Here is a 16,566-nt window from a genome sequence, read left to right as displayed (position 1 = left end):
TTAAGATAATGAATAATACGCTTAAATGGTTAAGTGCAATCGGTGTTGAATATTATTGCCATGAACATCCACCGCAATTAAAGGTACGTAATAATACTGAACTAACTGAAAAGCCACAAGTAAAACTTATGTCTACAAAAGAAACTGTATTCAATATGAATGATAAAGTTCATGATAATATAACCCTAGCAAGATCTCTTGCCGATAAAGCTAATAATATCGAAGAACTAAAAGAATCTCTACTAAATTTTAATGGTTGTGAACTTAAGAAATTTGCTACTAATACGGTTTTCGGTGACGGTAGTTTGGAAGCTAAAATTATGTTAATAGGCGAAGCCCCGGGAAGTACCGAAGATTTGAAAGGAATACCTTTTTGCGGCGAAAGTGGCAATTTACTTGATAATATGCTACACGCTATCGGAATTTCACGAAAAAATAATGCTTATATTACTAATACGGTATTTTGGCGTCCTCCTGCTAATAGACAGCCGACGTTCGAAGAAGTCGATATTTGTAGACCTTTTGTCGAGAAGCATATTGCGCTTATTAACCCACAGCTAATTATTCTAGTCGGTAGCACGGCTGCAACTAGCTTACTTGGAAAAAATTCAGGTATTACTAAAATAAGACAAGAATATTATTTTTATACCAATAAATATCTATCCGCTCCTATTCAAACTACGGCAATCTTCCATCCTGCCTATTTACTCCGCCAACCTATGCAAAAACGTACTTCTTGGTATGATTTACTCAAGATTAAGGAGTATTTAGTCAATAATAGACTTCTTGCATAACTTGTACATTAATCTAGTACTCACAGCTTCACGTACTTTTCAAAATAATTTGCTACTGGACAATTAGTCGTATATATGCGACAGTGTAATCATCTCTAGTTAAGCTCAAAACACTAAACAAATACAATTTTTATAACAGATATTCTGCTATTAAATGCAGGTAATAAAGATACTCAAGGCAAAGATATTAAAAAAGCCTTGGAAATAATAGAAGAAGTTTATAAATGAAATTGAGGGTGTTATATGGAAAGTTTACAGATTATGTAAAAGCAAAATTACAAAATGAGGAAATATTAGTAGGGTATATTAATGAAACATTAGAGCAATATTTCGTGGATCATAATAATGAGCTATAATGGTTACTTTAAAAGAAGCCATTATAGCAAGAGAGGTATAGCAAAAATCTCTAAAGAAGCTCTAAATAGACAACATATATATAGAATGTTATCTAGCAAAGGTAATCCAAGTGTCGACAATATAGGATCTTTATTAAACGCTTTAGGCTTGCAGTTGAAAATAGCAGCATGTGCGTTTTAAATTTTCATTAACCTTGCAAGTTGAGTAAGATATTAAAGAAAATTTTTAAATCCTAATAAATCATAATTCATTTCTAATTTCATTAAATTAGGGTTATACTTACTGATGTATAAAAATAAGGTGTATCCATCATATGACCAATGAAAATAATAATGATTCAGAATTTGCTGAATTAAAAATCAGAGGAAAAATATTTAAATTACCTATACTTAAAGCAAGTATCGGTGAGGATGTAATCGATATAAGTAGGGTATCTGCGGAAGCCGATTGCTTTACTTACGACCCGGGTTTTATGTCTACTGCTTCTTGTCAGTCTACTATCACCTATATAGACGGTGATAAAGGAATCTTGCGGCATCGAGGATATGATATTAAAGACTTAGCTGAGAAAGGTGATTTTTTAGAAGTGGCATATTTATTGATGTATGGGGAACTACCAAGTGGCGAGCAGTATAATAATTTCACTAAACAGGTTGCTCATCATTCATTAGTGAATGAAAGATTACACTATTTATTTCAAACCTTTTGTAGCTCTTCTCATCCTATGGCTATTATGCTTGCGGCTGTCGGTTCTCTTGCAGCATTTTATCCTGATTTATTGAATTTTAAGGAACCAGATTACGAACTTACCGCTATTAGAATGATTGCTAAGATACCTACCATTGCCGCGATGTCTTATAAATATTCTATAGGACAACCGTTTATTTATCCTGATAATTCGTTAGATTTTACCGAAAATTTTCTGCATATGATGTTTGCAACGCCTTGTACGAAATATAAAGTAAATCCAATAATAAAAAATGCTCTTAATAAGATATTTATCCTACATGCCGATCATGAGCAGAATGCTTCTACTTCAACAGTCCGAATTGCCGGCTCATCCGGAGCTAACCCTTTTGCTTGTATTAGCACGGGTATTGCCGCACTTTGGGGACCTGCTCACGGCGGGGCTAATGAAGCGGTAATAAATATGCTTAAAGAAATCGGTAGTTCTGAGTATATTCCTAAATATATAGCTAAAGCGAAGGATAAAAATGATCCATTTAGGTTAATGGGTTTTGGTCATCGTGTATATAAAAACTATGATCCGCGTGCCGCAGTACTTAAAGAAACGTGCAAAGAAGTATTAAAGGAACTTGGGCAGCTAGACAACAATCCACTCTTACAAATAGCAATAGAACTTGAAGCTATCGCTCTTAAAGATGAATATTTTATTGAGAGAAAATTATATCCAAATGTTGATTTTTATTCGGGTATTATCTATAAAGCTATGGGTATACCGTCGCAAATGTTCACGGTACTTTTTGCAATAGCAAGAACCGTAGGCTGGATGGCACAATGGAAAGAAATGCACGAAGACCCTGAACAAAAAATCAGCAGACCTAGACAGCTTTACACCGGTTATGTACATAGAGAGTATAAGGGGATTCGGGAGCGGTAAACATTATTGCGAGCGACTGCAAGGAGTGTAGCAATCTCAAGAGATTTGATGAGATTGCCCACGTCGCTTCGCTCCTCGCAATAACGTTGAAAATATAAATCATATGCATTTTATTGATGAAGTTAAAATATATATAAAAGGTGGAAACGGCGGCAATGGTTGTGTTAGTTTCCATCGTGAGAAATTTATTGACAGAGGCGGACCGGACGGTGGTGATGGTGGACGTGGCGGTAGTGTTATTTTTAGGAGTAATCACCATCTTAATACGCTAGTAAATTATCGATATAAACAGCATTTTACCGCAGAAAACGGTGGAAACGGTAAAGATTCAAATAGAAGCGGTAAATCAGGAAAATCATTAGTTCTTGATGTTCCGATCGGTACTCAAATCTTTTCCGAGGACGGCAATATATTATTGCATGATTTCACTGTGGATGATCAAAGCTTTGAAATAATTAAAGGAGGAAGTGGCGGTCTTGGTAACAGCCATTTCAAATCATCGGTTAATCAAGCTCCAAGAAAGCGTACGGAAGGAGAAATTGCTGAAGAAATGTGGATTCATTTAAGTTTAAAACTTCTCTCTGATATTGGGCTTGTGGGGCTTCCAAATGCCGGTAAATCTACTTTTTTATCCGTTGTAACGGCAGCCAAGCCTAAAATTGCCGATTATCCCTTTACTACTTTAGTGCCGAATCTTGGAGTGGTATATGTTGATGACAAAGAATTTATCATAGCCGATATTCCTGGCTTAATTGAGGGGGCTCATCAAGGTCACGGACTTGGCGATAAATTCTTAAAGCATATAGAAAGATGTAATGTATTAATACATTTAATAGACGGCTCTAGTAATGATGTAGTTGCAGATTATAATACGGTACGTCTTGAGCTTGAATCATATTCCGATTATCTAAAAAATAAAATCGAAATCATATGTCTTAATAAATGCGATGTTCTCACAGATGAGGAAATACAGGAAAAAATAAATAAGTTGCAGAAAGTTACTAATAAAGAAGTTTTTCCTATCTCTACCTACACTAATGCTGGAGTAAATAAAATAGTCCAACTTGCTTTGGAGACTATAAAAAATCAGGAGTAATACTACTAGGTATTGCCTGCGTGGATACTGAGGATTGTCATTGCGAGGATTCCTGAGATTGCCACGCTCACTAACGTTCGCTCGCAATGATGACTTGATATCCACGCAATAATATCCCCTCGCAATGACAATTAATAAACTTTAAATTAAAGTAATACGTTGCTCTTCTGCTTCTAGATATTTCTCTAGCTCTTCCTTAGTATATTTCTTTTCTTTAAGCTTTATTTCGTGATTAAATATATATTGTACAGCTTTATCTTCTAAGGCAGGACCTTTAAGTCTTTCAATTGCTCTAGGATTATTTTTATAAAAATCAAATATCATATTTTCCTGCCCAGGAAAATTACGTGCTTGTTGCATAATAACTTTTCTTAAATCATCAGGCTCTAATTGCAAATTTTTAGATTTTGCATATTCAGCAAGTAATAAGCCTATTCGCACACGGCGTAGGGCTAATTTATTATAATATGCTGTTATTTCTTGAGAGGATTTGTCTTTCAATAATGATTCATCTTGTTCATTTTTATCGGTTCCGGACTTTAGAATATTTTTTTCTTGCTCTAATAAAGATTCCGGTACATCAAAATCTAACAATTTTTCTAACTTATCAAATAAGTTCATTTTCATTATAGTATTAATAGCTTCTTCCGACTCATTTTCTATTTGTTTAGTAAAATGTGTACGCAATTCTTCAAGGCTATTACTTTGGAATTTTTTAGCAAATTCGTCATCGATAACGGTAGGTTCTGCAGTATGTACTGCTTTAATTTGTACTACAAAATGAGCATCCTTACCTGCTAAATCTTTAGCATGGTAATTTTCAGGAAAAGTAACATTAACATCTACTTCACTACCTGTTTTAAAACCTATTAATTGTTTCTCAAAACCGGGAATAAGTGCATTACTACCTATTATTACCTTAAAATCATTTAATTTACCGTCCTCAAAAGCTTTCTCCTTGATGTACCCGATTGCATCAATAGTAACCTGATCTCCATCTTTTATTTTTGCTTTACTTTCTTTAGTATAATTTTTTGTTAATGCAGCAAGTTTTTCTAGTTGTTCTTCAACATCTTTAGAGTTTACTTCTAATTTTGGACGATCTAGTGAGATTTTTTTTAAATCTGGAATAGTAATTTTAGGTAGCAGCTCTATTTTTACGGTAAATTCTAAAGCTTTATCGGATTCGTTTTGTAATTCTTCAATTTTGGGTCTACCGATTATATTTAGATTATGCTCTTTAATAACGTGATTTACTGAATGGTTAATTCTTCTTTCTATTATATCATTCCTGACAGAAGTACCGTATTTTTTCTTAACAATTGAAACCGGTACTTTACCGGCTCTAAAACCTGCTATTTTAACTTTTTTGGTTAAATCAAGTAATTCTTTTTGAATATCGTCATCTATCTCACTTAAAGGAGTAGAAATTCTTGCATGAAAATCCAATCCTTCATTTTTTAATATGGTAATTCCCATTTTAATAATCCATTAATTCTGTATATAGTTTGCTAATCAAAATAAACTAAAGAGCTGAAATATGCAATAGTTTTTGTAAAATCCCATTAGGATTAGGCATTGCTAACTGTGAGTTTCGCAGAACTCACCTTTGCTGGCATATAGTCGTCTATTTTTATAATCACTAACTATTTCGCATTAGCACTTAACAGCAATTGAGTCATTTCCATAGCAGTAAGCTTCTGCTTCTTATAATTTTCAAGGACTTTAATAATTTTGGATATATCAAATATCTTATCGGTATTATTAATATAACAATATTTAGCCCGATTTCCCTTTTTTATTATCTTAATGTTCGGTTCTATTTTTGGTATGGTTGTAGGTAATAGCGTCTTCATTTCATTTTTATACAAAAGTATTTCTTTTGTGTTACTCATCTTGTTAACGTTCATTAATAGCTTATCGTTACTTGTTTGCACTTTTCGAGCAGCCTCTTGAGAGTACGTTTCAACTATCCATACGGCTATTTGGGAAGTAGTAAATTCTTTTCCGGTATTAATCTTAAGAAACTTAATAATTGCGGATTTAAGATCAAATATCTCATAGCATTTATTATCATAATTAATTATGTTATTAATATTGTTAACATAACAATATCTAAACCAGCGTTCTCTCTTGGTTATTTTAATTTCCGGTTCTATTTTTTGTATAGCATTCAATAGCTTGTTCAATTCATTGCTATAAGTCATGATAATAATTTTTCTCTTTCTTACTTTGCTTTTAGCATTAAGTAATCGTTTGTCATTGCTTACTTCCTCTTTTTTCTTTGCTTCTTCAGGATAAGTATCAATTAGCCAGGTTGCTACTTTATAAGCAGTAAACTCTTTGCCAGCATGAGTTTTAAGAGTTTAATAATTGCAGTTTTGTGGTCAAAAAAAGACATATTCAGTAAAAAATTCATATTACTTTATTTTTTAGACATTATTAAGTTAAAGATAGATATTGTCATGAGCTAAACAGCTGAAAGTGTTGTCGCGTGGAGGCCAAATCGTCATTGCGAGGTGTGAAGCGACGTGGCAATCCAAAAAAATAATTAAAAAAATTCTGATTGACAGCATTTTTTACTGGATTGCTTCGTCAATTACTGCGTAATTTCCATCACAACGGCGTTAAGCAATAAGATTTAAGCGTACTTCTTCGTTAAATTCTTTAGCAGAAGATAATTCTATATCAAGTTCAGTAAATATCTGCACTAAAGCTACAGATAAATCATTGATCATTTTGTCGGTATGGGCAGGGGTTGGGATGATTCGGAGGCGTTCTGTACCTCTCGGTACGGTTGGAAAATTGATATGTTGAACGTAAATACCGTATTCATTAAGGAGCATATTTGAGGCTTCCGCCGTTTTAATCGGATCACCAATAATTATCGGCACTATATGACTTTCATTTTTCAAATAAGGTATATTAAAATGTTCAAAAGAATTTTTAAGTTTTGTAACTACTTCTTGATGTTTTATTCGTTCTTCATTCGATTCTTTAAGATGTCTAATACTATGTGTTGCAGCGGTAGAAATTACCGGCGGCAATGAAGTAGTGAAAATAAACCCTGGAGCGGTTAGTCTTATAGCGTCGACTAAATTATTGTTGCTAGTAATATAACCGCCGATAGTACCATATGCTTTGGCAAGCGTCCCTTGAATAATATCGATTTGATCACTACAATTAAGAAGCTCGGCAATACCGCCACCCTGTTTACCGTATAAACCGACCGTATGCACTTCATCAATAAAGGTTAAAGCATTATATTTTTTGGCTAAGTTGATTATATCTTTGATAGGTGAGAAAAAACCATCCATAGAGTAAGCTGATTCAAAAACAATAATTTTCGGTCTATTAATATCGACTGATTGTAAAAGCTCTTCTAGATGCTTAACGTCTAAATGTCTATATATATATTTCTCGGCTCTTGAACTTGTAATCCCTGCAATTATTGATGCATGATTTAGCTCATCAGAGAAAAATACTATATCTGGCATGATTTTAGCAAGACTTGCAAGCGTTGTATCATTTGCAACAAAACCAGATGTAAAAACTAAAGCTGCTTGCTTTTTGTGTAAATTTGCAAGTTCTTTTTCAAGCTCAAGAATGGCGATATTATTACCGCCGATATTGCGAGTTCCACCTGATCCAACACCGTATTTTAGCAAGGCATCTATAGAAGCGTGCATTACTTTTGCATGTTTACTCATACCCAAATAGTCATTAATGCACCACATAACTATTTGTTTATTAGCGTGTTCTGCAAAAGGAAAATTATTGGCTTGTCTTTTTAAGGCCTTAAATTCTCGATATCTTCCTTCGCTTTTAATCTTATCTATATGTTTGCTAAATATAATATCGTAATAAGACATTTCCTCGATGTCATTCCCGCGTAGGCGGGAATCCATTTTATTAATTATAAAATTCTATAATCAGATATTTTGAATGTTCTTTCTAGATTCCCGCCTACGCGGGAATGACATTGAACAGAACAATACTTCCAAACTCACGTTTGCAACTATTCTACATTAAAATTAAAAAAGTTTAAAGTTATAATATGGTTTTTTGTACAATATCGTTTAATCTCTTTGAAAATGCACCTGTATCAGCAACCGGTTCACCCTCTAAAATACAGGCTTGATCAAATATTAGATTAACCAATTCTTCATTATTTTTATTATTTGCTTTTAAGTCGTTAAAGATTTTCTCTATGATTTTATTTTTAGGGTTTAACTCTAGGTTTTTAGCAGAGGCATTAGCTATTTGTTTCTGCTCAATCAAAAATCTTTCCATACGAATATCCATAGCAGCGTCGCTAACGGCAAGACAAGCAGGACTTGAAGTAAGTTTTTTAGAGATCTTAACTTCTTTTACCAACTCCCCTAGTGTCTCTTTAAAATAATCTGTTAGCAATTTATATTCATCATCGGGTTTTTTACTATCTGTATTTTTCTCCTCAGATTGTGAAGTAGTTTGCTCTACATCGATATCGCTTCTTGTCGCTGATTTAATAGCATGTTCTTTATATTTGCTATTAACATTTACCCAAAAATCATCCACTGTATCGGTAAAAAGTAATACGTCGATTTTTTTACTTAACAACCCTTCGATTTGTGGGCTTGAAAGTAATTTATCGGGGTTATCACCGCTTAAATAATATATAGTACTCTGCCCTTCTTTAAAATTCGCTATATATTCGTCAAGGCTGATCATTTTATTATGCAAGGCACTTCTGAATATGCATACCTCTAATAATTTTTCATGATCGGTAGTAGCCTCACATAAACCCTCTTTTAAAGCACCGCCGAAATTAGCCCAAAACTTATTATATTCTTCAGGTGATTCCTCTTTCTTCTTTCTAAGCTTGCCAAGCACTCTTTTTGTAATAGCATTTTTGATTTTCTCAAGCACGTTGTTATGCTGCAGTGATTCACGGCTAATATTTAGTGGTAAATCTTCTGAATCAACCACGCCTCGTAAAAATCTTAAATATGACGGGATTAAATCTATATTCTCATCAGATATAAATACTCTTTTTATATATAATTTTACTCGCCTTTTGCGATCAGGGTGGAATAAATCAAATGTTTTGCTTGATGGAATGAAAAGTAGGTTAGTAAATTCTATAGCTCCCTCGTTTTTATTATGCATAGTTATCCAAGGGTCATCAACGGCATAAGATAGGCTTTTGTAGAATTCTTTATATTGTTCTTCCGTAATTTCCGATTTCGGTCTTGTCCATAATGCAGAAGCTGAATTAAGCTGGATTTCATTATTACCAGCTTCATCAAAGAAATATATCGGTACTGCTATGTGATCGGAATAGCTTTTAACGATGTGTTTTAATCTAAAATGATCAAGGAATGTATCTTCTTCCTTTTTGATATGTAAAACGATTTCCGTGCCTCTTGTGAATTCTTTATCTGAATCTGAGACAGTATATTCACCAAGCCCGTCTGATTCCCAAATATGGACTTTATCTTCCCCAGCTTTTCTTGAGGTTACAGTCACTTTATCGGCTACCATAAAGCTTGAATAAAATCCAACACCGAATTGACCGATTAGCATATTGTCTTTTTTAGAATCACCGGATAGGCTTTTAAGAAAATTTGCCGTACCCGATCTTGCAATAGTACCGAGATTTTCAATTAAATCGTCTTTATTCATACCGATGCCGTTATCACGAATAATGATTTGTCCGTTATCTTTATCGACTTTAACCGTAATTTTAAAATTGCTATCGCCAGCTACTAATTCACTGTTACTTTGAGATAAATAACGTAATTTATCACAAGCATCCGAAGCATTGGAAATTAACTCCCTCATAAAAATCTCTTTATTACTATAAAGAGAGTGAATCATTAAATTTAAAATCTTGCCAACCTCGGCATCAAATTTCTTTTTTTCTTGTGTCATAATTATTCCAGTTAATAAATTATTTTTTCGTCATATGACTGCTTATGTCATTCCTGCGGAAGCAGGAATCTAGAAAATAATAAATATAAACTGGATTCCCGCCTATGCGGGAATGACATTGGAAGTCTAGCAACAACTGCACCTTATTTAATATAGGAATTGATAATCAAATTTAAATAGTCTTCATTAATATTTTTTATCAATATCGTTTTTAAGCTATGAGTATGACCTTTAATAATTTCGATATTACTACGTGATAATTTCCATTCTTTTGCTAAATAATTTATGATTTCTTCATTTGCTTTACCTTGTTCTGGTATTGCTTTTATAGATAATTTTAGATATGGGATATTATTAATAATTACAAAATTGCTAATTAGATTTTGTTTAGCATTAGGCTTTACTTTAAAACTAAGTAAAGCCTGATGTGAAGAAGAATTGTAATTGTAGAATTTATCCATGAATATTTTTTATCATATTTGCTTATTATTTTTAATAAAGAATCCTTGAAAAACTTTGCTTAAACTGATATTATGTTTACCATAAATGTTTAGCACCCTTAGCTCAGCTGGATAGAGCAACAGATTTCTAATCTGTGGGTCAGAGGTTCGAATCCTTTAGGGTGCGCCATTCTTCATTTTTCGGTATTTCTATAAACGTATCAAACCGTAGATGCAGCATAAAATCAAGCTTTTGACCGTTTAACTGAATATTAATTGTCTTTCACCAAGTCTCTAAACTAAGCAGCTTTTCTCTTTCTTCTAAATAGTAAATTTATCACCTTGTAAAACGAAATATTAAAAATATTTCTCAAGTTTATTAATTAAAGCTTTAATTTCTTTTGTGTTAACTAATATTTAATAATCATGATATCACAAGTATAGCTCCATATGTAGACATAAATATGAAAATTTGCTTAATGGAGCTAATAATGGATTAAAAGAAGAAATGATTATTAATACCCTCAAAGAGCTATCATCAGGCCATTCCGGTGTAATGCTTAATTTAAAATCGAGTAATAACGAAAAAGAGTTTAAAGAAAAATTAGAAAAGATTATTAATACTTATGAAAAAAGGAAGGAAAATCCTGACAACAAAAAAGCAATTTCTCAAGAAATCAAAAAAGAATTAGAGAATCTAGATATATGGCGCAAAGAAACAGCTAAAAAAGATAATTCGCATGTTTTTAAAAATATTGGACAAGTTATAAAACATAGTTTTAAAGCTTTGGCTAACATAGGAAATAAAGAAGCTTTCAAAAAAGAACAGAAAGAAGTAGGTATTTATATGGATACACATGCTAATAAAAATACTAAACAAACACTAGAACGTATAAGGGCTACTATTAACAAACATAACTTTCCCCTTTCTTATTCTATTACTCCCACTACTCCCAAGAATATATCGCAAAAAAGCAAGCGAGGATCTATAGAAAGATAAATAATAATTACTCGAAGCTGGTAAATGTATCGGTAATCATCCACTAGGGTGTGCCATTAACCGAAAACCAACAAGCCGCCTTAATCTCGTTTATTTTTAACTGTGGGGCTGGGGCATTTCAAGCATCAACATTGCGGCAAAAGCTAAACCGAGGTGAATATGCAAATGCTGCTAACAACGAGTTACTGCGATGGATGCGTGCTAAAGGCGGTCTTAGCCTGCAAGGCTTGAAACATCGGCAATATTATAGATTATAATTATTAAAACTTCTGATTATTTTCTTTAATTCTCTAATAATACGCAATTTTATAATTTTTGCTGAGTATCTTAAACTAAGAGATATTACAGGAAACCTGCTATAAATATTTATCAATTAAGCAGACATCACCGGAGAAGGAGCAAAAGATTTTGTCGGATAATTCCCACTTTCTTTCTCCAATTTTTCAAAATGAAATATACCAAATCTAATACTTGTTGGAATCATAATAATTAATACTCCCCAGTTTCCAAAGGTTTTTATTAAATGAGGAAAACCAAAAGAGCTAATAACATACATACAAGCAGCTGATACAGCATATGTAATGTTACGGAAGTAAAGCGTTTAAAGATTGGAAAATGTCTAAAACAATTTGGTACAGCCGGTATAATATTAAGGGCAAAAGCCATGATAAGTGCTTGAATATAAATTAATAATATGTCCTAATGCCTAATTACAAATCAGAGGAATATCTAATATATTAGACCAAACTTTATCCCAACCTTTTGCATGAGAAATATTAGGAAAAGTTTGCTTTTTTACACACGGTGAGTTACTTGTTTTTACGTAAAGTGCTGCTATGAAAGGCGGGACTCTTTTGTCATCCATGCCGGAGAGATGTAATTGAGGGATATTATTAACCTGTTTTGCATAATTTATCGGGTTTAAAGATTTAACTAAGTAACCACGATAATTATGATATTTATCAAACTTTTTAGTATCTAAATTACCGGCAATCGTTATAATATCTTTAACATTACTATTTTGAGCGGCAATTAATATTGTAAGCCCGCCGCCACCGGAGAAGCCGACTAAGCTAAATTTTTGTCCGTTATTGATAATATTTATGACATTGTTAATTGACTCTACGACTTCCTGCCCCATTCTTTTATCTAACCAATAATCGCTAATGCATTTTGAGTTCATTTCTAAAGGAGTATATTGGCAAGGTCTTGCTATATAAACAATATTCGGTCTTTTATCCATTGTAGCAAGCTTTAAGAGCATCGGATTAACGGGAGTCGGGTTGTCGGAATTAGCAGATCCATCTGCAAGATGTCCATCTCCCTCAATATAGAATACAAAAGGTAGGTTACGGTCGGTAATACGCTGATAAGTCGTAAGAGTAAAATCACCACCGTTTACTAGTCTCATCTGAAAGTTATTTTGAGTTGCTATATCTTGCGAATGCTTTACCCTGCTAGCTACATCATGAGTAGTAGAGCACCCTGAAAGAAATATTGGTATTAAAAATATTATTGCCCAAATGAAATTTTTCATAACAATTTTGATTAAAACGGTATTTCGTCATCTAAGTCGCTATGGTCAAAAGAATAATTTTTAGTTTCAGGATGTTTATATTCGCTATGCCCTGAATCTTGAGTATGATTATTAGAGTTTTTACTATCTAATAATATTAATTGTGAATTAAAGTTTTGTAACACAACTTCCGTGGTATATTTTTCTTGACCTGAATTATCATTCCACTTACGGGTTTGCAATGAACCTTCAATATATAATTTGCTACCTTTTGTGACATAGCGTTCTACAACAGATACTAGCCCTTCACTAAATATCACTACTCTATGCCATTCAGTTCGTTCTTTTCGTTCGCTGGTAATGCGATCTTTCCAAGTTTCAGTTGTTGCTAAGGAAAGATTAATGATTTTTTTCCCTTCGCCCGTAGTTCTCATTTCCGGATCACGTCCTACATTACCTATTAATATTACTTTATTTAAACTACCTGCCATAGATTACTACCTACTTATAAAATATTATTATTGCAATAATAAAATAAAAGAGCCTATAATACTACAGGTTTTTTAAAAAATATCTCAAAAATTTTGTAGTGAAGTGATTATGAACCAAGAATATATTAAGGTACGCGGTGCTAAAGAGCATAATCTAAAAAATATAAATGTTAATATTCCAAGGAATAAATTTGTTGTTATCACCGGTCTTAGCGGTTCAGGAAAGTCTTCTTTAGCATTTGATACTATTTATGCAGAAGGTCAAAGGCGATATGTTGAAAGTTTATCTTCATATGCAAGGCAATTCTTACATTTACAAAATAAACCTAATGTAGAATCTATTTCCGGATTATCGCCTGCTATTGCAATTGACCAAAAAACTACTTCCAAAAATCCACGTTCTACGGTTGGAACTATAACGGAAATTTACGATTATCTTAGGTTATTATATGCAAGGGTGGGTATTCCTTACTCTCCGGTAACCGGTCTTCCGATACATAGCCAAACAGTTTCCGAGATGGTAGATATAATTAACGAACTACCTAAGGGGACGAAAATATATTTACTTGCTCCTATTGTTAGAGGACATAAGGGTGAGTTCAAGCGTGAAATTATGAATCTGAAAAAGCAAGGCTTTCAGAAATTAATAGTTAACGGGGAAGTTTGCGAAATTGATGATTTACCGAAACTTGATAAAAATAAGAAGCATAATATAGAAGTGATCGTTGATAGAATAGTCCTAGACGAAAGTTTAGGTAATAGACTTGCAGATAGCTTAGAGAGTTCGTTAAATCTTGCTGAGGGTATTACTTATTTAGAAATTGTAGAATTACCGCCGACAGTTAAGAGCGAGTTTAAAAAAAATCAGCGTATTACTTTTTCCGAGCAATATTCTTGTCCGGTATCGGGTTTTCAGCTTACTGAAATAGAGCCTCGAATCTTTTCTTTTAATAGCCCTTTTGGAGCATGTCCTAAATGTGAAGGGATAGGTAAGGAGTTTTTCTTTGATAGAGATTTAATAGTTCCGGATCAAAGAATTTCTATTAAAGACGGTGCAATAGTGCCTTGGGGTAGTACAGCTTCTAAATTTATCCTAGAGACCTTAAAGGCTCTTGCCGATCATTATAAATTTTCTATTGAAGTACCTTTTGTAAGTTTATCACAAAATGTTAAGGATATTTTATTTGAAGGTTCAGGAGAAGAGGCAATAAGGTTTGAATTTCACGATGGTTCTAAAACGCAAATAATAAAACAACCTTTTGCCGGTATAATACCAAGTTTGCAAGAAAAGGACCGTACTATAGAATCGGTTTTAATTAAAGAAGAACTAGCTAAATTTAAGTCAGAGCATAAATGTACTGCTTGTTCAGGGTTTAGATTAAAAGACGAAGCATTATGTGTTAAAATAGCAAATTTTCATATAGGCGAAGTAGCAGGTATGAGTATTGCAGCCTTGCAAAAATGGTTTAATCACTTAGAAGAAAAATTAAGTAAAAAGCAATTATTTATTGCTGAGCGTATACTCAAAGAAATTACCGAGAGATTAAAATTTCTTATGAATGTCGGGCTTGATTATCTAACGTTATCACGAGAAGCAGGTACTTTATCGGGGGGGGAAAGTCAGCGTATTCGTCTTGCATCTCAAATAGGTTCAGGACTGAGCGGTGTTTTATATGTACTTGATGAGCCGTCTATTGGTCTTCATCAACGAGATAATACAAGATTAATTGAGACACTAAAAAGGCTTAGAGATTTGGGTAATACCGTTTTGGTAGTCGAGCATGATGAAGAAACAATATATGAAGCAGACCATATTATTGATATAGGACCGGGAGCCGGTATTCACGGCGGTCGTGTTATTGCGGAAGGAAATGCTGAAGAAATAAAGAATTTTGAAGAAAGTATCACAGGTAGGTATCTAAGCGGTCGTCAAACAATCAAAGTGCCGTCTGAAACAAGAGTTGGGCATGATAATAGGGCAATTGAATTACTTGGGGCGGTTTCCAACAATTTAGATAATGTGGATATCAAAATTCCGCTTGGTACTTTTACCGCTATAACGGGAGTATCGGGAAGCGGTAAATCAAGCTTGATGATTCATACTCTATATAAAGCGGCTCTAAAGCATTTAGAGCCAACTAGCAAAGTATTTCCCGGCAAATATAGAGAGTTAAAAGGACTTGAATATATTGATAAAATTATCGATATTAATCAATCTCCGATAGGTAGAACTCCTCGTTCAAACCCTGCGACTTATACAGGTGCCTTTACCCATATTAGGGATTGGTTTATGGAATTACCTGAATCAAAAGCTAGAGGGTATAAAGTAGGCAGATTTTCGTTTAACGTTAAAGGTGGTAGATGTGAAGCATGCCAAGGTGACGGGCTAATAAAAATAGAGATGCATTTCCTACCTGACGTATATGTAAAGTGTGATATTTGTAACGGTCACAGATATAATAGAGAAACGCTTGAAATAAAATATAAAGGTAAATCTATTGCCGATATTTTGATGATGACTGTAGAAGATGCGATGCAGTTTTTTGAAAAAATACCGTTAATCTATGAAAAATTGATTACCTTAAATGAAGTGGGTCTAGGCTATATTAAAATCGGTCAGTCTGCTACTACTCTTTCAGGTGGTGAAGCACAACGCGTTAAGCTTGCTAAAGAATTATCAAGACGTTCAACTGGTAAAACGCTTTATATACTTGATGAACCGACTACGGGATTACATATCGACGATATTAATAAATTGTTAAAAGTGTTACATAAACTTGTTGATATGGGCAATACCGTTTTAGTTATCGAGCATAATTTAGATGTTATAAAAACTGCAGATTATATTATTGACGTCGGTCCTGAAGGTGGCGACAAAGGCGGTAAGATAGTTGTATGTGGCACCCCTGCCGACATCGCTGCCTGTGAGGAAAGCCATACCGGTAGATATTTAAAGCAATGTTTAGTGTGATCTAATATAAATAGCAAGTTACTCTATATAATTTGCTATTTGATGTATTTCTAAATATTACCTGCCGATGATATGAAAGGTTTTATGCTTGGTAAATTTAGTAATTCTTGCCAATCTATAGGGTATGATTCCGAAAGATGTGTTTTAGATGGTATGAGTAAAGCAAATGCCGGTTTTTATATAATTACGGATGATAAAGGAAATATAAGAGCTCAGTCATATGCTTGGCTTGCTGGAGAGGGAACAAAGAATGAAAAAGCCACTGCTATGGTACTAGATTCATTTGAGCATTTAGGGAAAGAAGATAAATTATTATTTGTACCTATAATAAATAAATTGAGAGAAGCATTACAAAAACAAGCAT

14 protein-coding genes, 1 tRNA gene and 2 pseudogenes are annotated in these 16,566 nt (G+C 33.4%); 9 read left to right on the top strand and 8 right to left on the bottom strand.

Going from position 1 to position 16,566, the window contains the following annotated elements; translation table 11 throughout:
- Nucleotides 1-8: 8 nt before the first annotated feature.
- From ACPKKV_RS00950 to obgE, 4 genes are all read left to right on the top strand, one after another.
- Nucleotides 9-794 (top strand): uracil-DNA glycosylase family protein, encoded by a 786-nt coding sequence (locus ACPKKV_RS00950; RefSeq protein ID WP_392505736.1) that lies wholly within the window; start codon nt 9-11, stop codon nt 792-794.
- 345 nt (nt 795-1,139) lie between these two features.
- Nucleotides 1,140-1,331 carry a helix-turn-helix domain-containing transcriptional regulator gene (locus ACPKKV_RS00945; protein ID WP_392505735.1) on the top strand — a complete coding sequence of 64 codons (192 nt, stop codon included), beginning with the start codon at nt 1,140-1,142 and terminating at the stop codon, nt 1,329-1,331.
- A gap of 133 nt (nt 1,332-1,464) precedes the next feature.
- Nucleotides 1,465-2,772 carry a citrate synthase gene (locus tag ACPKKV_RS00940; RefSeq protein WP_392505734.1) on the top strand — a complete coding sequence of 436 codons (1,308 nt, stop codon included), beginning with the start codon at nt 1,465-1,467 and terminating at the stop codon, nt 2,770-2,772.
- A gap of 103 nt (nt 2,773-2,875) precedes the next feature.
- The gene (gene obgE / locus ACPKKV_RS00935; RefSeq protein ID WP_392505733.1) at nt 2,876-3,868 is read left to right on the top strand and encodes a GTPase ObgE; all 993 of its coding nucleotides are present in this window, start codon (nt 2,876-2,878) and stop codon (nt 3,866-3,868) included.
- Between the two features lie 141 nt (nt 3,869-4,009).
- On the opposite strand, the gene tig is transcribed toward obgE, so the two are convergent.
- The 5 genes from tig to ACPKKV_RS00910 all read right to left on the bottom strand — a co-directional run bounded on the left by tig (nt 4,010) and on the right by ACPKKV_RS00910 (nt 10,245).
- The gene (tig, locus tag ACPKKV_RS00930) at nt 4,010-5,347 is read right to left on the bottom strand and encodes a trigger factor (protein ID WP_392505732.1); all 1,338 of its coding nucleotides are present in this window, start codon (nt 5,345-5,347) and stop codon (nt 4,010-4,012) included.
- Between the two features lie 167 nt (nt 5,348-5,514).
- Entirely contained in the window at nt 5,515-6,075 is a 561-nt protein-coding gene (locus ACPKKV_RS00925) for a hypothetical protein (RefSeq protein ID WP_392505731.1), read from the bottom strand.
- A 420-nt stretch (nt 6,076-6,495) separates the two neighbouring features.
- Nucleotides 6,496-7,740 carry a 5-aminolevulinate synthase gene (gene hemA / locus ACPKKV_RS00920; RefSeq protein ID WP_392506905.1) on the bottom strand — a complete coding sequence of 415 codons (1,245 nt, stop codon included), beginning with the start codon at nt 7,738-7,740 and terminating at the stop codon, nt 6,496-6,498.
- Nucleotides 7,741-7,918: 178 nt separating this feature from the next.
- On the bottom strand, nt 7,919-9,784 hold the full coding sequence (gene htpG / locus ACPKKV_RS00915; RefSeq protein ID WP_392505730.1) for a molecular chaperone HtpG: 1,866 nt from the start codon (nt 9,782-9,784) through the stop codon (nt 7,919-7,921).
- Nucleotides 9,785-9,927: 143 nt separating this feature from the next.
- Complete coding sequence (locus ACPKKV_RS00910) at nt 9,928-10,245, bottom strand: A1G_07140 family DUF167 domain protein (RefSeq protein WP_392505729.1); 318 nt, start codon at nt 10,243-10,245, stop codon at nt 9,928-9,930.
- Between the two features lie 92 nt (nt 10,246-10,337).
- Here ACPKKV_RS00910 and ACPKKV_RS00905 point away from each other — a divergent pair.
- The 3 genes from ACPKKV_RS00905 (at nt 10,338) to ACPKKV_RS00895 (ending at nt 11,481) form a co-directional block, all read left to right on the top strand.
- Nucleotides 10,338-10,414, top strand: a tRNA-Arg gene (locus ACPKKV_RS00905).
- Nucleotides 10,415-10,696: 282 nt separating this feature from the next.
- Complete coding sequence (locus ACPKKV_RS00900) at nt 10,697-11,224, top strand: hypothetical protein (protein ID WP_392505728.1); 528 nt, start codon at nt 10,697-10,699, stop codon at nt 11,222-11,224.
- Nucleotides 11,225-11,274: 50 nt separating this feature from the next.
- Entirely contained in the window at nt 11,275-11,481 is a 207-nt protein-coding gene (locus ACPKKV_RS00895) for a glycoside hydrolase family protein (RefSeq protein ID WP_392505727.1), read from the top strand.
- 116 nt (nt 11,482-11,597) lie between these two features.
- Here ACPKKV_RS00895 and ACPKKV_RS00890 read toward each other — a convergent pair.
- The 3 genes and pseudogenes from ACPKKV_RS00890 to ACPKKV_RS00880 form a co-directional block, all read right to left on the bottom strand.
- Nucleotides 11,598-11,890, bottom strand: a pseudogene (locus ACPKKV_RS00890) (hypothetical protein).
- Between the two features lie 40 nt (nt 11,891-11,930).
- A complete protein-coding gene (locus tag ACPKKV_RS00885) occupies nt 11,931-12,761 on the bottom strand; it encodes an alpha/beta hydrolase family protein (RefSeq protein WP_392505726.1) in 831 nt (276 codons plus the stop codon).
- An 11-nt stretch (nt 12,762-12,772) separates the two neighbouring features.
- Nucleotides 12,773-13,231 (bottom strand): single-stranded DNA-binding protein, encoded by a 459-nt coding sequence (locus ACPKKV_RS00880; protein ID WP_392505725.1) that lies wholly within the window; start codon nt 13,229-13,231, stop codon nt 12,773-12,775.
- A 109-nt stretch (nt 13,232-13,340) separates the two neighbouring features.
- Here ACPKKV_RS00880 and uvrA point away from each other — a divergent pair, with 109 nt between their 5' ends.
- Together uvrA and ACPKKV_RS00870 are read left to right on the top strand one after the other, a co-directional pair.
- Nucleotides 13,341-16,202: an excinuclease ABC subunit UvrA gene (uvrA, locus tag ACPKKV_RS00875; protein WP_392505723.1), complete on the top strand. Its 2,862-nt coding sequence runs from the start codon at nt 13,341-13,343 to the stop codon at nt 16,200-16,202.
- Between the two features lie 54 nt (nt 16,203-16,256).
- A pseudogene (locus ACPKKV_RS00870) lies at nt 16,257-16,472 on the top strand (hypothetical protein); the annotation flags it as partial.
- Between the last annotated feature and the right edge of the window lie 94 nt (nt 16,473-16,566).

The sequence above is a fragment of the Rickettsia finnyi genome (assembly GCF_049668125.1).
GTDB classification, from domain to species: Bacteria; Pseudomonadota; Alphaproteobacteria; order Rickettsiales; family Rickettsiaceae; genus Rickettsia; species Rickettsia kotlanii.
The sequence above is the reverse complement of the archived record's forward strand: the minus strand, read 5'-3'. Positions and strand labels throughout refer to the sequence as shown.

Coding starts and splice junctions, on each gene's coding strand:
- obgE (WP_392505733.1), top strand. CDS start 2,876: ATGCATTTTATTGATGAAGTTAAAATATATATAAAAGGTGGAAACGGC.
- ACPKKV_RS00910 (WP_392505729.1), bottom strand. CDS start 10,245: ATGGATAAATTCTACAATTACAATTCTTCTTCACATCAGGCTTTACTT.
- tig (WP_392505732.1), bottom strand. CDS start 5,347: ATGGGAATTACCATATTAAAAAATGAAGGATTGGATTTTCATGCAAGA.
- ACPKKV_RS00925 (WP_392505731.1), bottom strand. CDS start 6,075: ATGACTTATAGCAATGAATTGAACAAGCTATTGAATGCTATACAAAAA.
- ACPKKV_RS00950 (WP_392505736.1), top strand. CDS start 9: ATGAATAATACGCTTAAATGGTTAAGTGCAATCGGTGTTGAATATTAT.
- uvrA (WP_392505723.1), top strand. CDS start 13,341: ATGAACCAAGAATATATTAAGGTACGCGGTGCTAAAGAGCATAATCTA.
- ACPKKV_RS00880 (WP_392505725.1), bottom strand. CDS start 13,231: ATGGCAGGTAGTTTAAATAAAGTAATATTAATAGGTAATGTAGGACGT.
- hemA (WP_392506905.1), bottom strand. CDS start 7,740: ATGTCTTATTACGATATTATATTTAGCAAACATATAGATAAGATTAAA.
- ACPKKV_RS00885 (WP_392505726.1), bottom strand. CDS start 12,761: ATGAAAAATTTCATTTGGGCAATAATATTTTTAATACCAATATTTCTT.
- ACPKKV_RS00945 (WP_392505735.1), top strand. CDS start 1,140: ATGAGCTATAATGGTTACTTTAAAAGAAGCCATTATAGCAAGAGAGGT.
- htpG (WP_392505730.1), bottom strand. CDS start 9,784: ATGACACAAGAAAAAAAGAAATTTGATGCCGAGGTTGGCAAGATTTTA.
- ACPKKV_RS00940 (WP_392505734.1), top strand. CDS start 1,465: ATGACCAATGAAAATAATAATGATTCAGAATTTGCTGAATTAAAAATC.